The organism is Poseidonibacter parvus (assembly GCF_001956695.1).
GTDB classification, from domain to species: domain Bacteria; phylum Campylobacterota; class Campylobacteria; order Campylobacterales; family Arcobacteraceae; genus Poseidonibacter; species Poseidonibacter parvus.
The window spans coordinates 1,554,491-1,577,977 of the sequence record NZ_CP019070.1 but is presented as its reverse complement, the minus strand read 5'-3'; the positions used below and the strand labels follow the sequence as shown (position 1 = coordinate 1,577,977).

Annotated in this window: 21 protein-coding genes; 19 read left to right on the top strand and 2 right to left on the bottom strand. The window is 28.2% G+C overall.

The annotated features are described in order from the left end of the window. Positions 1-6 precede the first annotated feature (6 nt). From LPB137_RS07845 to LPB137_RS07835, 3 genes are all read left to right on the top strand, one after another. Complete coding sequence (locus LPB137_RS07845; RefSeq protein WP_076086702.1) at positions 7-1,113, top strand: TonB-dependent receptor plug domain-containing protein; 1,107 nt, start codon at positions 7-9, stop codon at positions 1,111-1,113. Between the two features lie 171 nt (positions 1,114-1,284). Next, positions 1,285-3,828, top strand: coding sequence for a methyl-accepting chemotaxis protein (locus LPB137_RS07840; protein WP_076086699.1), 2,544 nt, complete (start codon positions 1,285-1,287; stop codon positions 3,826-3,828). A gap of 8 nt (positions 3,829-3,836) precedes the next feature. After that, positions 3,837-4,217 carry a PAS domain-containing protein gene (locus LPB137_RS07835; RefSeq protein ID WP_076086696.1) on the top strand — a complete coding sequence of 127 codons (381 nt, stop codon included), beginning with the start codon at positions 3,837-3,839 and terminating at the stop codon, positions 4,215-4,217. Positions 4,218-4,230: 13 nt separating this feature from the next. Here LPB137_RS07835 and LPB137_RS07830 read toward each other — a convergent pair whose 3' ends face one another. Further along, positions 4,231-4,620 (bottom strand): hypothetical protein, encoded by a 390-nt coding sequence (locus LPB137_RS07830; RefSeq protein ID WP_076086693.1) that lies wholly within the window; start codon positions 4,618-4,620, stop codon positions 4,231-4,233. A gap of 249 nt (positions 4,621-4,869) precedes the next feature. Here LPB137_RS07830 and LPB137_RS07825 point away from each other — a divergent pair, with 249 nt between their 5' ends. From LPB137_RS07825 to LPB137_RS07755, 15 genes are all read left to right on the top strand, one after another. Then, entirely contained in the window at positions 4,870-5,466 is a 597-nt protein-coding gene (locus LPB137_RS07825; RefSeq protein ID WP_076086690.1) for a TetR/AcrR family transcriptional regulator, read from the top strand. Further along, entirely contained in the window at positions 5,444-6,349 is a 906-nt protein-coding gene (locus LPB137_RS07820) for an NADH-quinone oxidoreductase subunit B family protein (RefSeq protein ID WP_172802474.1), read from the top strand. The genes LPB137_RS07825 and LPB137_RS07820 overlap by 23 nt, the downstream gene beginning before the upstream one ends. Continuing rightward, positions 6,327-7,625: a nickel-dependent hydrogenase large subunit gene (locus LPB137_RS07815; RefSeq protein WP_083657182.1), complete on the top strand. Its 1,299-nt coding sequence runs from the start codon at positions 6,327-6,329 to the stop codon at positions 7,623-7,625. Before LPB137_RS07820 ends, LPB137_RS07815 begins: the two co-directional genes overlap by 23 nt. A 117-nt stretch (positions 7,626-7,742) precedes the next feature. Next, a complete protein-coding gene (locus LPB137_RS07810) occupies positions 7,743-8,987 on the top strand; it encodes a hydrogenase small subunit (RefSeq protein WP_076086687.1) in 1,245 nt (414 codons plus the stop codon). Then, on the top strand, positions 8,980-10,821 hold the full coding sequence (locus tag LPB137_RS07805; RefSeq protein ID WP_076086684.1) for a nickel-dependent hydrogenase large subunit: 1,842 nt from the start codon (positions 8,980-8,982) through the stop codon (positions 10,819-10,821). Before LPB137_RS07810 ends, LPB137_RS07805 begins: the two co-directional genes overlap by 8 nt. A gap of 46 nt (positions 10,822-10,867) precedes the next feature. Further along, positions 10,868-11,575, top strand: a complete 708-nt coding sequence (locus LPB137_RS07800) for a cytochrome b/b6 domain-containing protein (protein ID WP_076089281.1) — start codon at positions 10,868-10,870, stop codon at positions 11,573-11,575. 2 nt (positions 11,576-11,577) lie between these two features. Next, positions 11,578-12,153 (top strand): hydrogenase maturation protease, encoded by a 576-nt coding sequence (locus LPB137_RS07795; RefSeq protein WP_083657180.1) that lies wholly within the window; start codon positions 11,578-11,580, stop codon positions 12,151-12,153. 62 nt (positions 12,154-12,215) lie between these two features. Beyond that, positions 12,216-14,234 carry a hypothetical protein gene (locus LPB137_RS07790; protein WP_076086681.1) on the top strand — a complete coding sequence of 673 codons (2,019 nt, stop codon included), beginning with the start codon at positions 12,216-12,218 and terminating at the stop codon, positions 14,232-14,234. Next, positions 14,215-16,455, top strand: coding sequence for a carbamoyltransferase HypF (hypF, locus tag LPB137_RS07785; RefSeq protein WP_076086678.1), 2,241 nt, complete (start codon positions 14,215-14,217; stop codon positions 16,453-16,455). Before LPB137_RS07790 ends, hypF begins: the two co-directional genes overlap by 20 nt. Continuing rightward, positions 16,455-16,976: a hypothetical protein gene (locus LPB137_RS07780; RefSeq protein WP_076086675.1), complete on the top strand. Its 522-nt coding sequence runs from the start codon at positions 16,455-16,457 to the stop codon at positions 16,974-16,976. The genes hypF and LPB137_RS07780 overlap by 1 nt, the downstream gene beginning before the upstream one ends. Further along, a complete protein-coding gene (locus LPB137_RS07775; protein WP_076086672.1) occupies positions 16,969-17,649 on the top strand; it encodes a Rossmann-fold NAD(P)-binding domain-containing protein in 681 nt (226 codons plus the stop codon). The genes LPB137_RS07780 and LPB137_RS07775 overlap by 8 nt, the downstream gene beginning before the upstream one ends. A 149-nt stretch (positions 17,650-17,798) precedes the next feature. After that, positions 17,799-19,451 (top strand): HipA domain-containing protein, encoded by a 1,653-nt coding sequence (locus LPB137_RS07770; RefSeq protein ID WP_076086669.1) that lies wholly within the window; start codon positions 17,799-17,801, stop codon positions 19,449-19,451. A 522-nt stretch (positions 19,452-19,973) separates the two neighbouring features. Then, the gene (locus tag LPB137_RS07765) at positions 19,974-20,396 is read left to right on the top strand and encodes a PepSY domain-containing protein (RefSeq protein WP_076086666.1); all 423 of its coding nucleotides are present in this window, start codon (positions 19,974-19,976) and stop codon (positions 20,394-20,396) included. A 15-nt stretch (positions 20,397-20,411) separates the two neighbouring features. Beyond that, complete coding sequence (locus LPB137_RS07760; protein ID WP_076086663.1) at positions 20,412-21,068, top strand: response regulator transcription factor; 657 nt, start codon at positions 20,412-20,414, stop codon at positions 21,066-21,068. After that, the gene (locus LPB137_RS07755; RefSeq protein ID WP_076086660.1) at positions 21,058-22,371 is read left to right on the top strand and encodes a sensor histidine kinase; all 1,314 of its coding nucleotides are present in this window, start codon (positions 21,058-21,060) and stop codon (positions 22,369-22,371) included. Before LPB137_RS07760 ends, LPB137_RS07755 begins: the two co-directional genes overlap by 11 nt. A gap of 143 nt (positions 22,372-22,514) precedes the next feature. On the opposite strand, the gene LPB137_RS07750 is transcribed toward LPB137_RS07755, so the two are convergent. Continuing rightward, the gene (locus LPB137_RS07750; RefSeq protein WP_083657176.1) at positions 22,515-23,078 is read right to left on the bottom strand and encodes an undecaprenyl-diphosphatase; all 564 of its coding nucleotides are present in this window, start codon (positions 23,076-23,078) and stop codon (positions 22,515-22,517) included. Positions 23,079-23,209: 131 nt separating this feature from the next. Here LPB137_RS07750 and LPB137_RS14220 point away from each other — a divergent pair, with 131 nt between their 5' ends. After that, positions 23,210-23,356 (top strand): hypothetical protein, encoded by a 147-nt coding sequence (locus LPB137_RS14220; RefSeq protein WP_156981732.1) that lies wholly within the window; start codon positions 23,210-23,212, stop codon positions 23,354-23,356. Positions 23,357-23,487 lie beyond the last annotated feature (131 nt).

Genomic DNA, 23,487 nt, shown 5'->3' with positions numbered 1-23,487 from the left:
CCGAGTATGAATTCATGTTACCACTCCATATATAGATCATATTATAAAAAAAGAAACTATACAGATCCATTAACATTTGATGGTTCTACAAATACAAAATTTAGTGCAAATGTTACTATTGATACTTTAGAATCAGGTTTAACTTATATTTTAAATGATTCAAATATTATTACAACAGGTCTTGAATATAGAAAAGAAACTAGAGACTCGGGAGCAATCAATCCTATTGCATCATCAAGTGAATTTGTTACAAAAATTGTAAAATATAAATCTTTATTTATTCAAGATGAAATAGAGTTTTCTGATACGCTAAATGCAATTATTGGTGCTAGATATGACAATATTTCAAATGCTGATAATAAAATCACCCTTCAAGCAGGACTTGTTAAAAATTTAACGGATAATACTAGTATTAGAGCAAATTATGCACAAGGATACAGAACACCTGATATTGCTGAACTTTATGTTAATTCTATGTATTATAAGGGAGCAAAAAGATATGGTGCTGAAGTTATTAATACTATTAAAACAGAAGCTTATGACTTAAAACCTGAACAGTCTCAAACGTTTGAACTATCATTATCAAATAAATATAAAAACCTTTCATCTACATTCACAATCTTTAATAATAAAGTAAAAGATAAAATTGATTTAGTCTCATATAATGACTCTAACTCTTCTACAAAATATTATACATCAGAAAACATTGATAAAGTTGATATTAAAGGGGCTGAAGTTTCTTTTGATTATAGCTTAAATAAAAATATCGATTTTGGAATAAATGCAACATATTTGAAAACAGAAGATGAAAGTACAGGAAAAGAGTTAACTTATACACCTGATATTTCTGTTTCATTTAATACAAATTATAAAATCACTGATGCATTTAATACAAATTTAATGCTTAGATATATAGGTAAGCAATTCACAAACTCAACAAATACTGAAGAAGCAAATGCCTATACATTGGTTGATTTAGGTGCGCAATATCAAATCAATAAAAATATAGAGTATTACATTGGTATTGATAATATTTTTAATAAAGAAGTTGATGAAGAAATTGGCACAAATGTAGGGACTTACTACTTTACTGGTCTTAGAATGACTTTTTAAACTAATACATGATAATAGATAATTATTTATCCTTTAGGATATCTAATTATCATATGTATAATCAATTTATAAATATAATTATTATTATTTTATTTTTATAATCTAGTATAACTTATTTTAATAATAAAAATACTATAATGAATTAATAAAAATGTATTAAAGGGTACTAAAATGAATAGTATGAGTCTTGCAAAAAAGTCAGCATGGGTAACTATTATAGTTACTTTAGTTATGTTGATTATTGGTTATTTTATTTTAAATAAGTATAAGAATGATTTACAGCAGCAAGTTTATAATGATACAAGTGTTGAATTAAACTACTTAGCTAGTGAAAAACTTAGATCAAAGCTAGATGTTGGTATATCAAATGCTATCTCAATTGCAAATGATGGAATGATAAAAAATGCTTTATCTTTAAATGATAGATTATTATCTATAAAAGCATTAGAATCATTATCAAAAAATATGAAAGCACATACTCCATTTAAAAATATTAAAGTTCACGTTCATACAAAAGATAATAAATCTTTTCTACGATCATGGAAAAGTGATAAGTTTGGAGACGATTTAAGTTCATTTAGAAGTAGTGTTGTAAAAGTAAATAATACTAAAAATTCTGTTAATACTTTTGAAGTTGGAAAAGCAGGACTTAGTATTAGGTCTGTTGTTCCAATTATGGATAATGAAAATAATCACTTAGGTTCATTAGAATTTATGCAAGGTGTTAATTCTGTTGCAAAATCTTTTGATAAAATTGGTGATGGTTTTTTATTACTTATGGATAGTTCACTCTCTGTTGCAAAAGTTGATGAAAAAAAGAAATTAAACAAATACATTATTTCACAAAAGTTTGTTAATGAAGAAATATTAAGTGATTTAAAAAATATTAATTTTGATGAATTAATTAAAAATAAATATTTACTTGATGATAAATATTTTTATTCTTTTATTGATATAAAAGATTTTAATGGTAAAAAACTTGGTATTGCAGTAACTATAAGAAATATTCATAAAGTAGAAGTTGCTGTAAACAATGCTTCATCAATAATTTGGGTTGCCTTAACAATTTTAGTTATTGCTTTATTATTAACAATGATTATTTCTATAATAAATATGAAAAAAAATATTATAACTCCTATTTTAAATTTAAAAGATTCAATTGACCAAATTAAAAATAATTCATCATTAGATTCAACAAGAATAGAAGTAAAATCAAAAGATGAAATTGGTGATGTTGTTACAAGTTTCAATGAATATTTAGATTCTATTGATGAAGGATTAAATCAAGATAAGCTTGTTATTGATGAAACTAGAATAGTTATAGAAAAAGTTAATACAGGTTTATTAAATGATAGAATTAAAGGAAAAGCTCATTCTGTTGAAGTTGATTCATTAGTTATTGAAATCAATAATATGATTAGTACTATGCAGTCAAACTTAGCTCAGTTATCTAATGTATTAGTTGATTTAGCAAACGCAAAATATGATAAGCCAATACCAGAAATTGAAGGTTTAACAGGTTCTGTTGCATCATTATTTTCTGGTACAAAAGTTACTCAATCAACTATTAATGAAGTTATGTGTTTAATTGATGAATCAAATTATAAATTAACAAATAGTGCAAGTGAATTATCTGATGCATCTAAAAGTTTAAGTGATTCATCAAACGCTCAAGCTGCATCATTAGAGCAAACAGCAGCAGCAATTGAAGAAATTTCTGCAACTATTGATAAAAGTAGTCAAAGTGCTACAAAAATGGCTCAATATGCGCAAAATGTAACTAAATCAAATGAAGTTGGAAAAGATTTAGCATTTAAAACATCTGAATCAATGGAACACTTAAGTGTTGAAGTAAATGCAATATATGAATCAATTTCAGTAATTGATCAAATTGCTTTCCAAACAAATATTCTTTCTTTAAATGCAGCAGTTGAAGCAGCAACTGCAGGAGAAGCAGGAAAAGGTTTTGCAGTTGTTGCTGCAGAAGTGCGAAATCTTGCAAGTAGAAGTGCAGAAGCGGCAAAAGAAATAAAAGATTTAGTTGAAAGTGCAACATCAAAAGCAAAAGATGGAAAAGAAATTACTACTAAAATGATTAGTGGTTACAATGAGTTAAATGAAAATATTGGAACTACAATAGAGCTTATTGAAGATGTTGCAACAGCTTCAAAAGAACAACAACTTGCAATGTCACAAATAAACGATACAGTTAATTCATTAGATCAAGCAACACAACAAAATGCATCTTTAGCTTCAACTATTAATGAAATGGCAGATGTTACAACATCTTTAGCTGTTCAATTACAAAGTGCTGTAAATAAAACATCATTTGATAAAGAAGCAAAAAAAAGAATTTGTGACACAGATATGATTTTTGATATAAATAAATTAAAATCAGATCATATTTCATTTAAAAATGTTAACTTTGCTGAATGTAAATCTGGACATACTTTCAAAGTTAAAAATCATCATGAGTGTAATCTTGGTAAATGGATTGATGCAAATTCAAATAGTGAGTTTGCAAAAACTAAAGAATGGGAAGAGTTATTAGAAGCACATAGTAGAGTACATACTATGGTTCAAGATACGGTAGATTTATATGCACAAGATTATGATAATGGACAAATATTTGCAGTTACAAGAAATATTGAAACAAATATTGAAATTGTATTTGATAAATTAAACAAAATTAGAGAAATCAACTGTGGGAATTAGGAATTAGTATGAATGAAACTGTATTAAAAGAAGAAGCTTTTCTTGTTAGTGAAACAGACTCTAAAGGAATTATTACTTTTACAAATGAAGAATTTTGTGAAGTTGCTGGTTATACATCAGAAGAATTAAAAAATCAGCCACACAATATAGTAAGACATAAAGATATGCCAAAAGCTGCATTTGAAGATTTATGGAGTACTGTAAAATCTGGAAAAGTTTGGCAAGGTTATGTAAAAAATGCAACAAAATTAGGTGGTTTTTATTGGGTTTTTGCAACAGTTTATCCCTATAAAGATGCTAATGGCAATGAGTCTTATATTTCTTGTAGAAGAAAACCTTCAAGAGAAGATATTAAAAAAGCTGAAGAACTTTATCAAACAATGAGATAAGAACTAAAAGTAACTACTGAGTAAAACTAGCAAAAGCACTTTCAATACTTGGAATATTTTTGTAGCTTGTTTTTGATAGTTTTACTCTTTTTGTTTTTAAGTCACATACTGCAAGTTTAAAACTAGAACCCATTGATGGCTCTACCACACAAATGATATTATTTTCAATTTGACGTGTAGCATAAATAGTACCTTGCAAAGAATTAAAAAAATATTTTGGATAAGTTAAGGGTGTAATTTCGACTATATCTATAGCCTCTTCATTTTCTAAAGTTTGTACAATATCTTTCGCTTCATCATAACTTTCAAATTGAATACACCAATCATCAAAATATTTATTAAAATTTTGTAAATCTTCATCTAAGAAGCCACCAGCTAGTGATTGTAAAGCAAATATTGACACGAGTACACCTTTATTTTAATATTTAATTTTAGCATATTTATGTTTTAAATTAAGATATATTTATACAAATCTAATAGTTTTTTTAAGTAATGAACTTTATTTATTATCTAGTAAAATTAATTTTAGAAATTTTAATAAACTAATCTTTTAAATAGATACTAAAACATTTAAAGAAATCAATTTTATTCAGTCATTCAGAAACTTTTATATTATATACTATGATAAAAAATAATTAAGAAACGAGTTTATATGGCAAGAGTAACAAAAGAAGAAAGAAAAAGTATTATAGTCTTATCTGCATTGAAATTATTTTCGCAGAAAGGTTTTTATATGACAACTATCCCTGATATTGCAAAATATGTTGGGATGAGTGTTGGTAGTTTTTATAATTATTTTACTTCTAAGGATTTATTAGCAAAAGAGCTGGTTATATTTATTTCAGAATACCTAGGTAAACGCATTAGAGAGATAAATGAAGAAAAAATAAGTACTGAAGAAAAGATTTCAAAAATTGTTTCGATGTATTTTACTATGGCAGAAGAAAAGCCTGAAATGATAGAATATTTTTTACGAGTTTATTTATCAAACCGTGAAATTTTTGGGAAAGAATGTAAGGGTATGATTTGTGTTTCATCTTTTGTTACGGAAATGATGATCTTTTTTGATGAAGGAGTAGAGTGTGGTGAGTTACATAATCAAGATTTCTTCAGTGCTTTTGGACTTTTTATGGGTTATTTAGGTGGTATGGTTTTTTTACATGGGGAAGAAATTTTACCTGGGTCTTTAGACGAGTATAAAAAAGATATTTCTGAAAACATTTTCAATGCACTTAAATCCAGAAACTAAGCTTCGTATTATTTGGATACAAGGGGTTACTTGTAATGCAAATATACATTCTTTTTTAAACTTACCATCACTACCATCTTTACTTGATAATTTAGATATGGTATATCACCCTTCTTTGACATCATTACATACTCTTGAGGAAATTACTTTATTAGAAACTTCATGTGATGTATTAATTTTTGAAGGAGCATATGATCCTCTTTTAAAAAGAAATGATGTATTAGTTAAAAATATTTTGAAACATTACTCTCTTAATGCAAAGTATGTTATTGCATTAGGAAGTTGTGCAAGCTTTGGTGGAATATTTAAAGCTTCTGCTCCTGAGCGAAATAGTGGACTTATCTTTAACGAAAAAGAAGAATTCGGACCACTTCTTGATTCTAAGGCTAAGGTGATTAATCTTTCAGGGTGTCCGATTCATCCTGAATGGCTTAGTTATACTTTAAATATGATTATAAATAAAAGAGAAGTACCACTTGATAATCTTTATAGACCTTTGGAATTGTATAGTAATCTTGCTCATCATGGATGTACAAGAAATGAATACTTTGAATGGAAGATTGATACAAAAGGTTTTGGGAAAAAAGAAGGTTGTATGTTTTATGAACAAGGGTGTCGTGGTCCAATGACACACGCTTCTTGTAATAAGATTCTTTGGAATGAGGTTAGCTCTAAAACACGTGTTGGAACACCGTGTTTTGGTTGTACTGAACCAGATTTTCCAAGATCAAATCTTTATAGCACAAAAACAAATATGTCTATACCACAAGATGTGCCTCTTGGTGTTCCCAAAAGGACTTATTTGACTATGACAGGAATGGCAAAAACATTTAGTATTAAAAGACTTGAAGGAAAACTCATTGATTACGAAACAACTGATTGATCAAATAGAAGGTGAAGCATCTGTTTATTTTGATATGAAAAATGAAAAAGTTAATTTTTCTACTATTGCTTTTCCTCATTTTCGAGGAATCGAAAATATTTTAAAAGGAAAAAATGCTCTTGATGCTTTGGTAATTACTCCTCGTGTATGTGGAATATGTGGTCATGCTCATTTGATGTCTAGTGTAAGGGCTATAGAAGATGCATATAAAAATGCGGGATATGAAGTACATTTAAGTAAAAAAGCAAAAAAAATACGAGAATTTACTTTAGTAATGGAAATAATACAAAACCATTTAAAGTGGGTGTATATGGTACTAATACCAGAACTCTCAAAATTAAGAAACTCTAATGAAGAGAATTATACCCTAAAAGGTGCATATGGAGCTAGATTAGCTACGAAGGCTATATCGCTTCTTGGAGGACAATGGCCTCATTCTTCATATATGGTTCCTGGTGGAGTCACTAGCGATCCAACTTATATAGAAATTTTGCAAGCACAAAGTATACTTAAAGATCTTATACAATTTTTTGAAAAAGAAAGTTTAGGAGTTAATCTAGATGAGTTTTTAACATATAAAACACCTAAAGAGATTTCAGTAGGGGAAGCAGATGTTTCTAAAATAGAGGAACATTTAATAGAATTAGGCATGCAAGAAAAAGGATTGGCTTATGATAGATTTATAATGTTAGGGGATCACCTTTTTATTAATCCTATTAAAATGAAACAAACACGGCCTTTTAGTGTTGATATAAAGCATGTTAGTACTGTTGAATCTTATTCTCCAAATGAAAAAACTTATGCAAGAAATGCTATGTATAAAGATGATTACTATGAAGTTGGTTCTTTATCACGAATGATGTCTCTACAAATACCTTTAATCAAAAATATTCATAGACGATATAAAGATAGTGCTTATTCTCGTGTAATTGCACGTATATATGAACTAGCACATTTAATGAAACATGCTAATGAGCTATTAAGTACTATTTCTATTTCTGAAAATTCATGTAATAAACCTATCTCTATAGAAAAAGTAACTGCTAGTGGTATAGGTATAGTTGAAGCACCTCGTGGACCTTTAATTCACAAAGTTGATATAGAAAATGGAATTATAAATAAATATGAAATTATTACTCCTACTCAATGGAATATTGGAAGTTCTACTAAAGATAAATTAACTCCTGTTCAAAAAACTATGTTTGGACACACTAAAGCAGAAGCACTTTTTATTTTTCGTACATTTGATGTATGTTCTGTTTGTACTACACACTAGTTTTACATAGATATTAAAACTGATTATCATTAAACTACCTTTAAGTTATTATAAAATACTATACTGAATACTTATTCAGTTGAATGGATATTCAATTAAATATAAAAAGGGGAGATAATGAATATAGCAAATGATGAATCTGTAAAAAAACTTTTTACAGCAGAAAGTGCTAAAGTTGATACTAATAAAGGTGATACATATTATGAAAAACTATATGAATCTTGTCAACAGAGGATCGAAGATTTAAAAAAACTTGCACCTCTAAATAACAGAATGGACTTTACAGAAAGTATAGAAGAACAAGGTCTTGAACGAAGAGACTTTTTAAAATGGGCATCTGCAACTACAGCTATGTTGATGCTTCCTGCATCTTTTACACCATTAGTAGCTGAAGCGGCAGTACTTATGAATAGAGTTCCTGTTATTTGGCTTGAATTACAAGATTGTGCAGGTAATTCTGAAGCACTTTTACGTTCAGATGGACCGAAAATTGATGAAATTATTTTAGATATTATTTCATTAGAATTTCATGAAGCACTTCAAGCAGCTTCTGGACATCAAGCTGAAAAACAAATGAATGATGCAATGGAACATTTCAAAGGAAAGTATTTACTTTTTGTTGAAGGAGCTGTTCCTTTAGGTTTAAATGGAAACTATGGAACAATTGGTGCTATAGGTGAAACATTTGTAGATCATTTACATAGAGCATCTGAAGGTGCCGCAGCAATAGTAGCTGTTGGTTCATGTGCAACTTATGGTGGTATACCAGCAGCTGCTCCAAATCCAACTGATGCAGTTGGAGTAATGGATGTTGTTAAAGGTAAACCACTTATTAATATTCCTGCCTGTCCTGCAAATCCATCTAATATGGTTGGTGTTATATTGCATTATGTACTTACGGGTTCAATTCCTGAACTTGATTCTCTTTTACGTCCTAAGTTTGCATTTGGATACAGAATCCATGATAACTGTGAACGACGTGCACATTTTGATGCTGGAGAATATGTAGAAGAATGGGGAGATGAAGGGGCTAAAAACAACTTCTGTCTTTATAAAGTAGGATGTAAAGGTCCTATGACTTTTAATAACTGTTCTATTATTCGTTACAATGAAGGTGTAAATTGGCCTATTGGTGTAGGGCGTGGTTGTATAGGATGTTCAGAACCAGATTTTTGGGATAAGTACGCATATGAACGACCAATGGCAAATGCTAATATCAAAGCTCCAACAGGTGGAGTTGAAAAAACAGTAGATGAGTTTGGTCTTGGATTGTTAACAGCTGCTGGTGTTGGAATTGCAATACATGCAGCAGCAAGTGCTGTTGCGGGTAAAAAGGAAAAGGCAGGAGAATTAAATGAGTAAATTACATGGAAAAGATGGTAACTTCCATCAAACAGATTCAAATGGGAATAAGCATATTATTGTTGACCCTATTACTAGAATTGAAGGACATCTTAGAATTGAAGCTGTAATTGATAAGGACAATACAATTATTGATGCATGGAGTTCTTCTACTATGTTTAGAGGAATTGAAACTATTGTAAAAAATAGAGATCCAAGAGATGTTGGATTAATGACTATGCGTATTTGTGGTGTTTGTACTGGTACACATTATCAAAGATCAATTGAAGCTGTTGAAGATGCATTTGATGTAACTATTCCTAAAAATGCTCGAATTGTACGTAATCTTATTCAAGGTTCACTTCAAGTACATGATCACTTTGTACATTTTTATCATTTACATGCTCTTGATTTTGTAGATATTATTTCAGCTACAAAAGCTGATCCAGTTAAAACTGCAAAAGAAGCAGAGAAATGGGCAAAAATTGCAGGAACTACTCCATATATTGCAGGAGCTACTGATTTTAAAGATATTCAAGACCGAATTGTAAAATTTGCAAAAGAGGGTCGTTTAGGTATTTTTGGAAATGGATATTGGGGGAATAAAGGATATAAACTTACTCCTGAACAAAATCTTATTGGTGTAGCACACTATCTTAAAGGGTTAGATGTACAAAGACGTATGTCTAAAATGCATGCACTTTTTGGTGGTAAATCTCCACATCCTCAATCAATTGTTGTTGGTGGAGTTACATGTGTTCAAGATATTCAAAACCCTGCTCGTATAGCTCTTTTCCAAGAATTATTAAGAGAAACTACTGATTTTGTTAAAAGAGCATATCTTCCAGATATCTATATGGCAGGAACGGCTTATGCAGAAGAAGCAACGGATTCATCTCAATCTTTTCATGGTACTAAGCATAAAGGTACATTAGGAAAAGCTATTGGTGGTTCTGGTGGAGGATTGTTATCATTCATGTCTTATGGTGACTTTAGACTTGATGATACAGGATTTTATAATTCTGCATTATTTTTACCTGCTGGTGTAATACTTGATGGAGACATTTCTAAAGTACATGAACTTGATGAAGATAAAATTACTGAAGATGTAACTCACGCATGGTTTGAAGGTACAGGTGAACCAGAACATCCTTATGTTGGAACTACTATTCCTGAATATACTGGACTTGATAAAAAAGATGATGGATATGCTTATCTTAAAACAGAAGGTAAATATTCTTGGATTAAATCTCCACTTTATGATGGACGTAAAGTAGAAGTTGGACCACTTGCTCGTATGGTTATAGGATATGCAAAAGGCGATAAAGTTATTACTAAATATGTTGGTGATTTTCTTAAGCGTTCAGGTTTACCTATTTCAGTATTATTCTCAACTGTTGGAAGAACAGCCGCACGTGCAATTGAAACAGAAATGATAGCAGATGGTATGAAAGAATGGGCATCAGAGCTTGCAAAAAATGCTGCTAATGGTGATCTTAGTACTTGGACAAGTTTTGATTTTGATGAAGTAAGTAAAGACTGTAAAGGTAGAGGAATGGCAGAAGCTCCAAGAGGAGCATTAGGTCACTGGATTGTTATTAAAGATGGATTAGTATCTAACTTTCAAGCAGTTGTACCTTCTACTTGGAATGCAGGACCAAGAGGACCAAATGGTGAAATTGGGGCTTATGAAGCATCATTAATTGGAACAAAAGTAGCAAACCCTGAAGAACCATTAGAAATCATTCGAACAGTACATAGTTTTGACCCTTGTATTGCTTGTGCAGTACATGTTATGGACACTAATGGTAAGGAGTTAGCTGTATATAAAGTTGACCCTACTAGTGCCTTTTAAGGAGTAAATTGTGGAGAATAAAGAAGGATATACTCGTATAAGACGTATGACCCCTGCAATGAGAATCATTCATTGGGTTAATGTTATTTCAATGATTGTAGCAATTGCTACAGGTCTTTATATTGCTGCACCGTATTATCAAACTTTTATGGCTGATGATGCAGTGGACAAATATGTAATGGCTTGGAATAGATGGGGTCACTTTATAGTGGCTATTATTTTTGATGTTACTTCTGTTATTATTGCTTATCTTTTCTTCTTTTCACGTTTTGAAAAGCCATGGAAAAAGGTTATTCCTACAGGAAAGAATATTAAAGAGTTTGCTGAAGTATTTTTAAACTTAATAACACTAAACCGACGAAAGAAATTTGATTCAACACATAGTGATAGCTTTAATTCTGTTTATTTTTTAATTTTTCATTTACTTTTAGGGTGGATGCTTTTAACAGGTCTTCAGCTTTATGTACATGCATTAGGTTCAGGAGAGAGTAGTGTTGGAACATGGTGGCCTTGGATATTACATGCTACAACAGACTGGACACAAGTAGTTAGTTCATGGATGATTGGAACAACTGCTACTGGTGCGAATATTATGGATGTACGTATTTCTCATCACTTGACAATGTGGCTTTTAATTACATGGATAGTTTTTCATATTTATTATCAAGTATGGCGAACAATTTTTTGGAAAGAGGGTGATATTTCAATAGTTGTTGGTGGTGATAAATTTGTGAAAACTGAAAAGGAATCATAAATTTGAACCATGAAAGAATAGCACTTATTGGCATTGGAAACATTATGTTTCATGATGAAGGTTTAGGTGCATATTTAGTAAAGTATATCGAAGAAAACTATGAAGAACATCCTAAACTAACTATTGTAGAGGGTGGTACATTAGGGTTTACTTTGATGACTTATTATCAAGAATATGATAAAGTTATTGTTGTTGGAACAGGATCTAAAATAGGTCCTGTTGGTACTATAAGTTCAGAAAATTCTGAGCAGGTAATGGCGAATTCAACATCTACAAGAAGAACTGCAAATGAAGTAGAAATAACAATGATGATAGAAATATGTTCTTTTCATGAAGATATGGGTGAAGTACAACTTATAACCATGGTTCCTCATGATATTATAGATGTTAAAAATGCTATGACACCAGAGGCATTAGAGCATATGCCTTCACTTGTTGATGAAACGCTTTATGAATTAAAAGAATCTGGTATTGAACTTACAAGAAAAAAATCTGATGAAGTAAGCTTTGAAAATATAATTGAAGCCTATGCAAATCCTAAAATTGCGGATTTTACAGATATGTCAAAACTTATTTAGTACACAGGTAGATCTTTTAATCTATCTGTTTAGTAAATAAAAATTTAAAATCAGGAAAAGTAATGTATTTTATCTTTGAGATAACATTTAGCTCAAACAAGAACTATATATCAAAACTAATACGTGGATATGCGAATAAAACAGAAATTGAAGTAGAAATAGTTCAAACAAAAGATAAGATAGTTATGATTTTTAATCAAGATGACGAAAAATTAGAAAGTTTTTTATTAAATATGGAAGATTTATTACCTGCTTCTTTATTTTTAGGAAATGCTAATCACTATTTTAGTGAAGAAAAACCATCTTTAGTTGCAGTAGAACAGTCAAATCTTCCTGTAAATATAGCACCTTGTCCTAGTTGTCAAAAAGAAATGTTTGATGTAAGCTCTCGTCGTTTTTATTATCCTTTTACTTCATGTAATAGCTGCGGTTCACAACATCCTTTTTTGACTAAGTATCCTTATATTCGTGCAAATACAACAATGAAATTTTTAGTACCTTGTTCAGAGTGTGAAAAAGAAAGAGAAACTAATTTTTTACGTAAAGACTATCCCCTGATTTCATGTATAGAATGTGGTATAGGCTTAAGAATGCTTAATCAAGAAACAGAACATATGGCTCTTAATAAAGGAGATTACCACAATCTTTTTAAAGTAAGTGCAGGTGCAATTAGCACAGGTAAAACTGTTTTAATGAAAACAATACATGGATATAGAAAGTTTTTTTATCCAAAACCAAATGCTAGTTCAATAGATAAAATAAAATTTACAACAAATAAAGTTGATATAGGTCTATCTAAGCCTCAAAATACTTCAACAAAACATATTGAAAATAACGTTGCCTTATCAACATTACTTATGGCAAATTCTGCAGGTTTTAATAAGCATCTAATGCTTGTTGAACAAGAGTTTAATGCTTTACTTAGTATTGAACGTCCACTTTTAAGAGTTGCAACAAAAAGTGATGAAATAAAGAAATTTTATGGTTCATCTGCTTTGGTTAAATATCCAGATGATGGTATGACAATGCTTTTAGCAGCAGAAGCTGTGAAACATGGTTTAGAGTATATGGCTTATATAGAATGTAGTAGTGATGAAGAAGCTGATTTCTTAGTTGATTTTGATATGCCTATAAATACACAAAAAGATACAAAACTTTTTATTAATCAAGATGCAAAATTTTTTATTTCAGGTGAACGTATTATTTACCCTACAATAGCAAAAAATGAAAAAGCTAGGGTTACTGTAGCACATGATTTAGCTTGCGTTCCTTTAGAAGAAGAAAGTATTATAGATTCATTTAGTGTATTTGATTCTGTATATACATCAGAACTATATGTACTAGATGCTCAAAAGAATTTTGGAAATGAAGAAAATAATCAGAATAAATTTGAACAATATGAAGCGTCGATGCTATCAGTACTTGCAGAATATGAAAAAGTTGGAGAAAAAGCTATTGGTGTTCATTTTGATGGAAGCTTGAATTTTTTATATTACAATGGAAAAAAAGTTATAAATGCAGTACCAGCAATACCTTTTGAATCCGATAACTTGTGGGAAAAGATTAGAACACTTAGAGACGGTTCTGATAGATTAGTTAATAATTATAAAAAAGCATATCCTAAAATATGGGATCGTTTAGATAACTTAGAAGGAGATATGGATGTTTTTGAAGTTACAGCTATTACTCTTGGACTTGAAAATGAGAGTTTTGAAGGTATTTCCTCTGAATCTCTTAGTTTTTTAGGAAAAGGTGGATTACAAATAGATACTAAAATCAAAGATAATCGTTTTGATAATTACGCATTTTTAACAAGTATCATGTCTTATCAATTAGGAGATGTAGAGAATAATTATATTTGTTATAGTATTTATGAATCTTTTGGTGATTATATAGGAGAACTTGTTCCTCAACTTTGTGACAAAGTAGGAAGTAATATAGTAGTTCTTAGTGGTGAAACTTTTGCAAATCAATCACTTTATGCTAGTATTCAAAAAACACTTGGGGCTAAAAAACCTCTAATGAATAAGAACTTTCCTATAGGTAAGGAGAATGCGGTATATGGAGCTTTGTACTTATAAAATAAATATCACTGGTACTGTGCAAGGTGTAGGGTTCCGTCCTTTTGTTTACTCACTTGCTCAAAGATACATACTAACTGGTACAGTTAGTAATAATAGTGGTGGTGTTGAAATAATTATTAATAGTGATACCATTACTTTAAAACAGTTTTTAACAGCGATTGAGTTCGAATATCCACCTTTAGCTTCTATTGAAACTATCGAACACAAAAAGATTAATTATAAAGCTTTTGATAGTTTTGAAATTATCAAAACTCAAAGTAAAGGTGATGTTGTTGTTAATATTCCTTCTGATGTAAGTGTTTGTAAAGAATGTGAAAAAGAACTTTTAGATATTAATAATCGTCGTTATCAATATCCTTTTATAAACTGTACTCATTGTGGGGTAAGATACTCTATAATTCATAATTTACCTTATGATAGAAACAAAACATCAATGAAAATGTTTAAGATGTGTAAGACTTGTGAAACAGAATATAATAACCCTTTTGATAGACGCTATCATGCTCAACCTATTGGATGTAATGATTGTGGACCAAAACTAGAGTTACTAGATAAGGTTGCAAAAAGAATAGATATAAAAACAAATGAAGTAGATAAAACTGTTTCATTATTAAAAGAAGGTAATATTCTTGCTCTTAAAGGAGTAGGGGGTTATCATCTAGTTTGTGATGCAACAAATGAAAGTACAATAATAAAATTACGTAATAGAAAAAAAAGAGAAACAAAACCTTTTGCTGTAATGGTTCGTAATATGGAAATGGCTAGAGAACTTGCAGTTATTTCTAAGGATGAAGAGAATCTTTTACTTTCAAAAGAAAGACCTATTGTGATTGTTAAAATGAAACAAAAACATTCAAGTGTTATTTCACCTAATATTTCTTATATTGGTCTTTTATTACCTTATACTCCTCTTCATTTACTTTTGATAGATAATATTAACCGTCCTTTAGTATTCACTTCTGCTAATATAAGTAATGAACCAATTTGTACAAGCTTAGAAACTTTAGAAAAATTACATGGAGTATATGATTATATTTTAGACCATAATAGAGATATTGTTAATGGTTGTGATGATTCTGTAGTTATGGTAGTAAAAGAACAAACAATTGTTATTAGAAGAGCTAGAGGATATGCTCCTATGAGAGTTACATTACCTTTTGCATTAAAGAGTAATGTTTTAGCTCTTGGAGCTAATCAGAAAAATACAATAGCTATTGGTTTTAATAATCAAGTGATTTTATCTCCTCATATTGGAGATTTATCTAGTATTTCATCTGTTGAATACTATGAAAAAAATATCGAAACATTAGAGAGAATATATGATTTTAAAGCAGATATTATTGCTTACGATAAGCACCCTAATTATGAATCAACTAAGATAGCAAATAAAATAATAAGCAATAATAAGAAAATTATAGGTAAAGAAGTTCAACATCACTATGCACATATCTTATCTGTTATGGCAGAAAAAAAGATAAAAGAAAAAGTATTTGGAGTTGCCTTTGATGGTACTGGTTATGGTGATGATGGTATGCTTTGGGGTGGTGAGTTTTTAGTATGTGATTTTGATGACTACAAAAGAATAGCTTCACTAGAATACTTTAAGCTTTTAGGTGGAACAAAAGCTATTAAAGAACCAAAACGAGTTGCTCTTTCAGTACTTTTTAGTCTTTATGGAAAAGATGTTTTTGAGTTGGATAATCCTACTACTAGAGCATTCTCATCTGTAGAACTTAAAGCTTATTATGTAGCATGGGAAAAAGGATTAAATTCACCATTAAGTTCTTCAGTAGGAAGATTATTTGATGCAGTTGCATCCTTACTTGGTATTTGCCAAGTTATGAGTTTTGAGGGTGAAAGTGGAATGTTACTAGAAGAATTATTTGATAGTTCAGTTACAGGATACTATCCTTTTAATTATGAAAATGGAAAAATAGATATACTTCCTATTCTTCCTTTACTGTTAAAAGAAAAAGATATTTCAACTGCTGTAAGTAAGTTTTTTTATACTTTAGTTGAAGTAATAGTTAAAGTATATGAGCCTTATGATTTACCTCTAGTTTTAAGTGGCGGAGTTTTCCAAAATAGAGTGCTTTTAAGTTTAGTTTTAGATAGATTTCCAAAGGCTATAATTTCTAACATGATTCCTCCTAATGATGGTGGAATTGCTTTAGGCCAAGTTATGTCTACAATTAATACATCAGGATATAAAAACTAATGAGTTATTTAAAAAGTTTTATACAAGTAACATTTTGTTTAGTTTTAAGCTTTATACTAAATATTATAGAATGGATTCCGTCATTTATTCTTATAAGTATTGTTAATATTAGTATTATCTTTTTATATTTATTATCAATATTTTTTGCATATAAAATAATTTGTAATATTTATGATAATCAAACAAAAAAAGCACTTTGGAAAACTACAGGATACACTCTATTTTTCTTAAGTTATATAGGTAGTGCTTCAATTATTATGATTGGTATTGGATATAGTAAAAGCAGATATATTGAAAGTTATATGTTTGAAGATAAATCTTTTTATGTTTATCAAAATATTGATTTATCTTATGAAGTAAGTGTTAAAGAATCTGTATTACCTCTACGTTCATTACCTATAGCTACTTTTACTACTAAATTTACATTAAGTAAAGAGAAACACTATATTTACGCTACAAGCAAAGAAATTTATAAAAAAATATATAATTTAAAAAGAAACAAAAAGGAAAAAGATGAGTAAGAAAAAAAAGATAGCTATTTTAGGTTGTGGATGGGTAGGAAATGCTCTTAAAACAAAAATGGAAGAACAAGGACATGAAGTAAATTGTCTATGTCGTGATATTAATATGGACTCTTTAGTAGGCTTTTATAATTGTGATGCTTTGATTATTGCTGTGCCACCTTCAGATGAATACTTAGATGTTATAGAAGATGTATATTTTTCTGTTTCTTTAAATGAAGCTATTAATACACAAATGATACTTTTAAGTTCTCTTTCTTTTTATGATAATGATAAACTAATTGCAGATGCTGAAGAATTAGCAAAAATAAAAGATGAAAACACAGTAATTTTAAGACTTGGTGAACTTATGGGATATGATAGAATTGCGGGAGAAAATACTGCTGGCAAAATGACTAACGATTCTACTACAAATTATGTACATCGTGATGATGTTATAGGTGTTATTGAAATTATTATTGATAAAAATGTTAGAAATAAGATATTTAATGTTGTAGCACCAATTCAATCAACAAAAAAAGAAATATTTACTCAAAATAGTAAAAAGTTCAATTTTAAAGAACCATCTTTTAGTAATATAATAGATAAAAACAATTCTTATTCTTCAGATATTCTTTGTGATGTTTTAGGATATAAGTTTCAAAAAGAGAATGTACAAGATTTTTGGAGTTAGTTTAGGTAAATATTAATTTAAATTTAAAAATTACACTTTTCGCACAGTACCGCACAAAGAAAAATTGATTTATCACCATTTTTATGATAATATTTAATATAAACTTAAATATTCGGTATTTCGCACAGTATCGCATAGAAAGGAAGATTATGAAAATTGATGATTTATCAAGAAATCAAAGAAATATTATTGCAATACTTGAAAAAGTAAAAGAGGGAACAACTAGTGAACTTACAAAAGAACTTGGACTTCCTAGAAGAACTTTTTTAGATAATATTAACTTCTTAATTAAACATGGCCTAGCAAAAAAATCTGGTTCGGGAAAAGGTACTTTTTACTCTAGAGTGATTATTAATGAATATATTGCAAAAGAGATTACAGTATTTAAAGAGGGTATTAAGTTTGGAGTACTTCAATTTGGTGCAAATGGTTTTGAATTTACATATGATAAAAACTATAAAGGAGAGAAACCTACTAGCCTTTTAGAAAATGTGCAAAGCCCTGACTTGTTTCCCGAGTTTGAAAATCTTATTCCTGAATATGCTAGAAGAGATAAGTTAATAAATGAATATAATACAGAATATTTATCTGAACTGTTAGTACATTTAAAAAATACCCATGGTGCATATGACTTTATAAATAGCTATGAAGAAAGTAAATATGTAAGTGATTATTCAAATAGACCTTCTTGGTATAGTATTAAAAATAAAATTCTAGGAAGCAATGATTATCCAAATGTTTTATATGGATTCAATCTTAATGTAGAAAAAGAAATATTAACAGCTAAAACAAAAGGTGAACACTCTGCACTGAGTGGAAATCAGAATAAGGTAGATATTGATATTGATTTTAAAAACAAAGAGATTGCAGAGGTTACAAAAGATGAAGTTGCTTTATATCTATTAAAACCATATAGTGAAGATTTATCTAGTTATTTTGAGCAGTTTAAAAAAAGAGATAAAGGGTATTATCCTCATATTGCAATTAATGAACATCTGTTTATGAGTTTTGCGAAAAATGAATTGGGTTTCAATGTACCATATACTGCATTAATAGAAGGAGAAAAAGAATTTCATTATATTACAAAAAGATATGACAGATATGAAAACTATAAATATCATCAAAAAGACTTTGCTCAATATCTTGGTATTAAAAGTACTCAAAAATACAAAACGACTAGTGAAGTATTGTTTACTAAACTAAATGAGGTTATATATAGTGAAGATGAAAAGTTTGATGCGTTGAGATTCTATTTTTACTCTAGTATTATTAACCATAGTGATCTTCATGCAAAAAATATTGGTGCGCTAAATATAGGAAGAGAAAAAAATATTCTTGCTCCTCTTTATGATGTTATATCAGTTGGTGTTTATTATGGAAATAGTGATGCACTGGGATTATCTATCAATAGTAGATACTTGCATAAAAAGGTTAAGTTTAGAGTTGAAGATTTTTACGGACTTGCTGATATTTTAGGAGTCAATAAAGATAAATTTAAAATAGCTGCAAAAGAAATTTTAATTACTTTTATTGAGAAGTTTCCTATCTATATAGAAAAATCTAAAGAGCTATTAAAATACTATTCTCTTGAAATTAACAATACTAGAAATGGATATACTAACTTTATAATCAAACTAGCAAATTTCTATAATGAAAGAATAGTTGAATTTATGAAATTAGATATGTTAAGAGATTTTGATATAGATAAATATAAAGAAAAACTACAAGAAGACAAGCTATTAAAATATAATAAGCTAGAGTTAAGACAACTTCATGAAAATTATAAAATAGATAAGGATTAGGTCCTTATTTTTATTTAAATAGTACATAACTTAACAAGATTATCCAAAATTTTGTGTAAGCAAGTAATAGTTATTATAATTATATAATAGTATATCTTTTGCTACTTATTGAGTGAGAGTTGCAAAAGGTACAGATTGTGGAACTTATTATTATGAGCCATCTTTTCATGTCCTAGAGTGGAACTTCTTGCAATTCCAAATATAAATTTTATTTGATTAAATATTAAAATAAATATCATTTACAAATTTAAAATATATACGAAAACTGAAAACATGTTTTTCACTAGATGCCGGAAAATATAAAAGTAGTTTTAGTGTATAACAAGAACATTAATTTAGTATCACTGAATACTAGTTTATAAAACTAATTTTTATCAAAAGATTTTAATGTAAAAGAAAGCATATAAGTCCTCTGCTTAATATAATGTTTTTTAACAGTAATTTTCATTTATACTTCATTTTCAGTACTTATACTTCCTTATCAATAGAATAATTATTGAATAAATTATACGAGGATTTAAAATGAAAAAAAGTTCATATTTTGTAAAAAGTCTTATTGGATTAAGTTTAATAGGAAGTGTAGCATTAGCTAATGATATAGAGTTAGATGATGAGAAAAAAGATTTAGAAATAAAAAGTTCAATTCAAGTAAATGATGATATATCAGAAAATGAAGAAAAATCTTATGCTAAAATTGATGTTAATGAAGTAATTAATATTTTAAGAAAAGAAGAATCTGGTAAAATCATAAACGTAGAATTAGAAAATGAAGATGGTAATTTAGTTTATAAAGCTGAAGTTATCAAAGATAATCAAAGTATAGATTTTATAGTTGATGCCGGAAATGGTAAAATATTACATAAAGAAGTTGATAAAAAAGATAAATCTGATAAAGAAGATGAGCATGAAGATAATGATGAGAACGAAAAAGAAAAGAAAGATTAATGAATTAGGTAGTCTATGAAAATCTTATTAATTGAAGATGACCCTAACATCGTATCTCTTTTAAAAAGAGGATTAGTTGAAGATGGTCATTTTATTGAAACTTCAGAAGATGGAGAAGAAGGTGAATATTTAGCAAGTATGAATAATTATGATTTAATCATACTTGACTGGATGCTACCTAACAAAGAAGGGATAGAGATATTAAAATCTTTGAGAAAAAAGAATATTACTATTCCGGTATTAATGTTAACTGCAAAAAGTGAGATTGATGATAAAGTATTAGGACTAAATCATGGAGCAGATGATTATTTATCTAAACCTTTTTCCTATAAAGAATTAATAGCAAGAATTGAAGCAATATATCGAAGAATCTTGTCTGATGGCAAAAATGAAGTTTTAATAAATGACATAAATATTGATATGAGTAAGAAAATTGTAAAAAAAGAGAACATCGAAATATCATTAACTGCAAAAGAATATGAACTGCTACTTTTTCTAATTAAGAATAAAAACTCAATGGTTTCAAATGGTATGATTGAGCAACAATTATGGAATAATGAAGAATTTATAAATAGTAATGTGATCCCAGTAACCATTTATCATCTTAGAAAAAAAATAGGTAAAAATCTAATAAAAAGTTTTAGAGGCTTAGGATATAAAATTGAAGTTTAAAGGTTTAAAAACACGCATACTATTTTGGTTTGGAAGTAGTACTTTTTTAGTTTTATTAATATTTAGTTTTTCTTTCTATTTCCTCTTTGAAAAAAATACTTATTTTAATTTTGAATCAAAATTATATAAAGAAGCAATTTTTATAAAAGAAAATCTTTTAAATGATAATAAAGAAAATTTTAATAAAAGAGAATTCCTTTCTTCTAAAGCTGCATTATTTGAGAATGAGCAAATAATAAAAAAAACAGATGATTTTAAATTTGAAGAGATAAGTTCTTATTTAGATAATGAAAAATCTTTTTTATTAATACATAATGATGAAAGTATGCATGCTATTTATACTTTAAAGGTAAATAATAAGTTAAAAATCATCTTATATGAAGATAATATAGATGATAAGATTGAAGACATAATAGAAGTTATGTTGGTTATTGAACCCTTACTTTTTTTCACTTTACTTTTTTTAGGAAGTAGACTTATTGATAAAATATTAATACCAATAAACCATATAACAAGAAGTGCAAAGAATATTACTATAAATAATTTTTCAAAAACTATTCCTCCTCATAAACATAATGATGAAATTTCTGAATTAATAGAATCCTTTAATACTATGATTGAAAGACTTCAAGATGGTGTTAAGAATTTAGATAGATTTAATAGCGATGTTTCACATGAGTTAAGAACACCTTTAACTGTTATTCGAGGGGAAATTGAAGTTTCATTACGAAGGGAGAGAGAAAGCTCATATTATATTGATTCTATGAATACAGTTTATTATGAAATAAAACAAATTGAAGATATCATTGAAAACTTACTCTTATTAACAAAATATTCAAAAGAGAATATAAAAAAGACTTTTGAAGAAACAAGTGTTGATTCATTATTGCTTGATACTATTTATAAATATGATACTCAAATAAAAAATAAAAATATTACTCTTACTATCGATAAAATGGAAACTATTACTAAAAAATTAAATCCTTTACTTCTTAAAACAATTTTCTCAAATCTTATAGATAATGCTATTAAGTACTCTTTAGATAATAAAAATATAATAATTAAACTTTATCAAAATGAAAAGATGCATTTTTGCATTGAAGATGAGGGTATTGGTATTTCAAAAGAAAAGTTGCCTTTGATTACAGATAGATTTTATAGGGCTGATAAGTCAAGAAATAAAACTATAGAAGGTTTTGGATTAGGATTATCTATCGTTAAAAATAGTGTTGAACTTCATAATGGTCAATTAAAAATTGAATCTGTTCTAAATAAAGGAACAAAAATAGAAATAATTCTTTAAATCTAAAAACTTGTAGTGTTGATAATAATTCTATTTTTTCTTTTGAAAAAAAATGTACAATAAATCCAGCTACTTCATACATAATGATTCACTTGATTACTTAATGTTGATGTATCCATTATAAGATTTCCTTTTCAATTTTTTCAATTTTTCCAAAATTCTATTCTTCTAAAGGTATTTATTAAAAATAAATTTATATTGTTAAAGTCATCTTTTGTCGTATAAATTAAACTAATAGCCATTATAGAAACTACAAGTGAACCAATTATATCAAATGGATAATGAACTCCACAATAAACTCTTGATATACCTCCTATTATGGCTAATATAAATAATAGATATCCAATTTTCCTAGAAGATTTAAATATTAAAAATGCTAGTGCAATTGATATTAAAAAAGTAGTATGGTCAGATGGAAAAGAATTTTCAACTTTATGTATAACTAATGTTACTCCAAACCCATCTACAAATGGCCTATTATGATAAATAAACCAACCAATAACTTGATTTATTAATAAACCAAGAATTACAGTATATCCTGCATATAATGTTTCATTCTTTTTATTTGTAAACCATGTATAAACCATTATTATAAGAAATAAGTATGGCAAATATTCAGCAAATGTTATCATTATATTATCTAGAAATTCACTTATTTTTGCGAATGAATTTATAAATAAAAATAAATTCATATTTAAATGTTCCAAAATATTTCCTTCTTTTTCTTTAATTATATTTACCCATATGAAATGAAAATGAAAACTTAGTTATAAATCATTCATTTTCATTTCATTTTTACTATATATCATTAGGAAATATATTTAATAAGGAGATAAAAATGTTAAAAATTACAATATTGAGTTTAGGATTATTTGTTGGAAGTTTATTTGTTCAAGACAATTTAAATAAAATATCATCATGCGGTCTAAAAGGTTATTTGTCTACTTTATCAATAAGTAAAGAGAAAAATAGTCCTCTTACTTAGTAAATGTTGATTTTACAAAAAAAGGTAACTATGGGTAGATTCTTAGATTTAGTAAGCATATAGGTGGAGTTAATCATTCTTTACGAGGAAAATTTTAAATCTAATAAATTTCTCTTTCATTTTCATTTCAT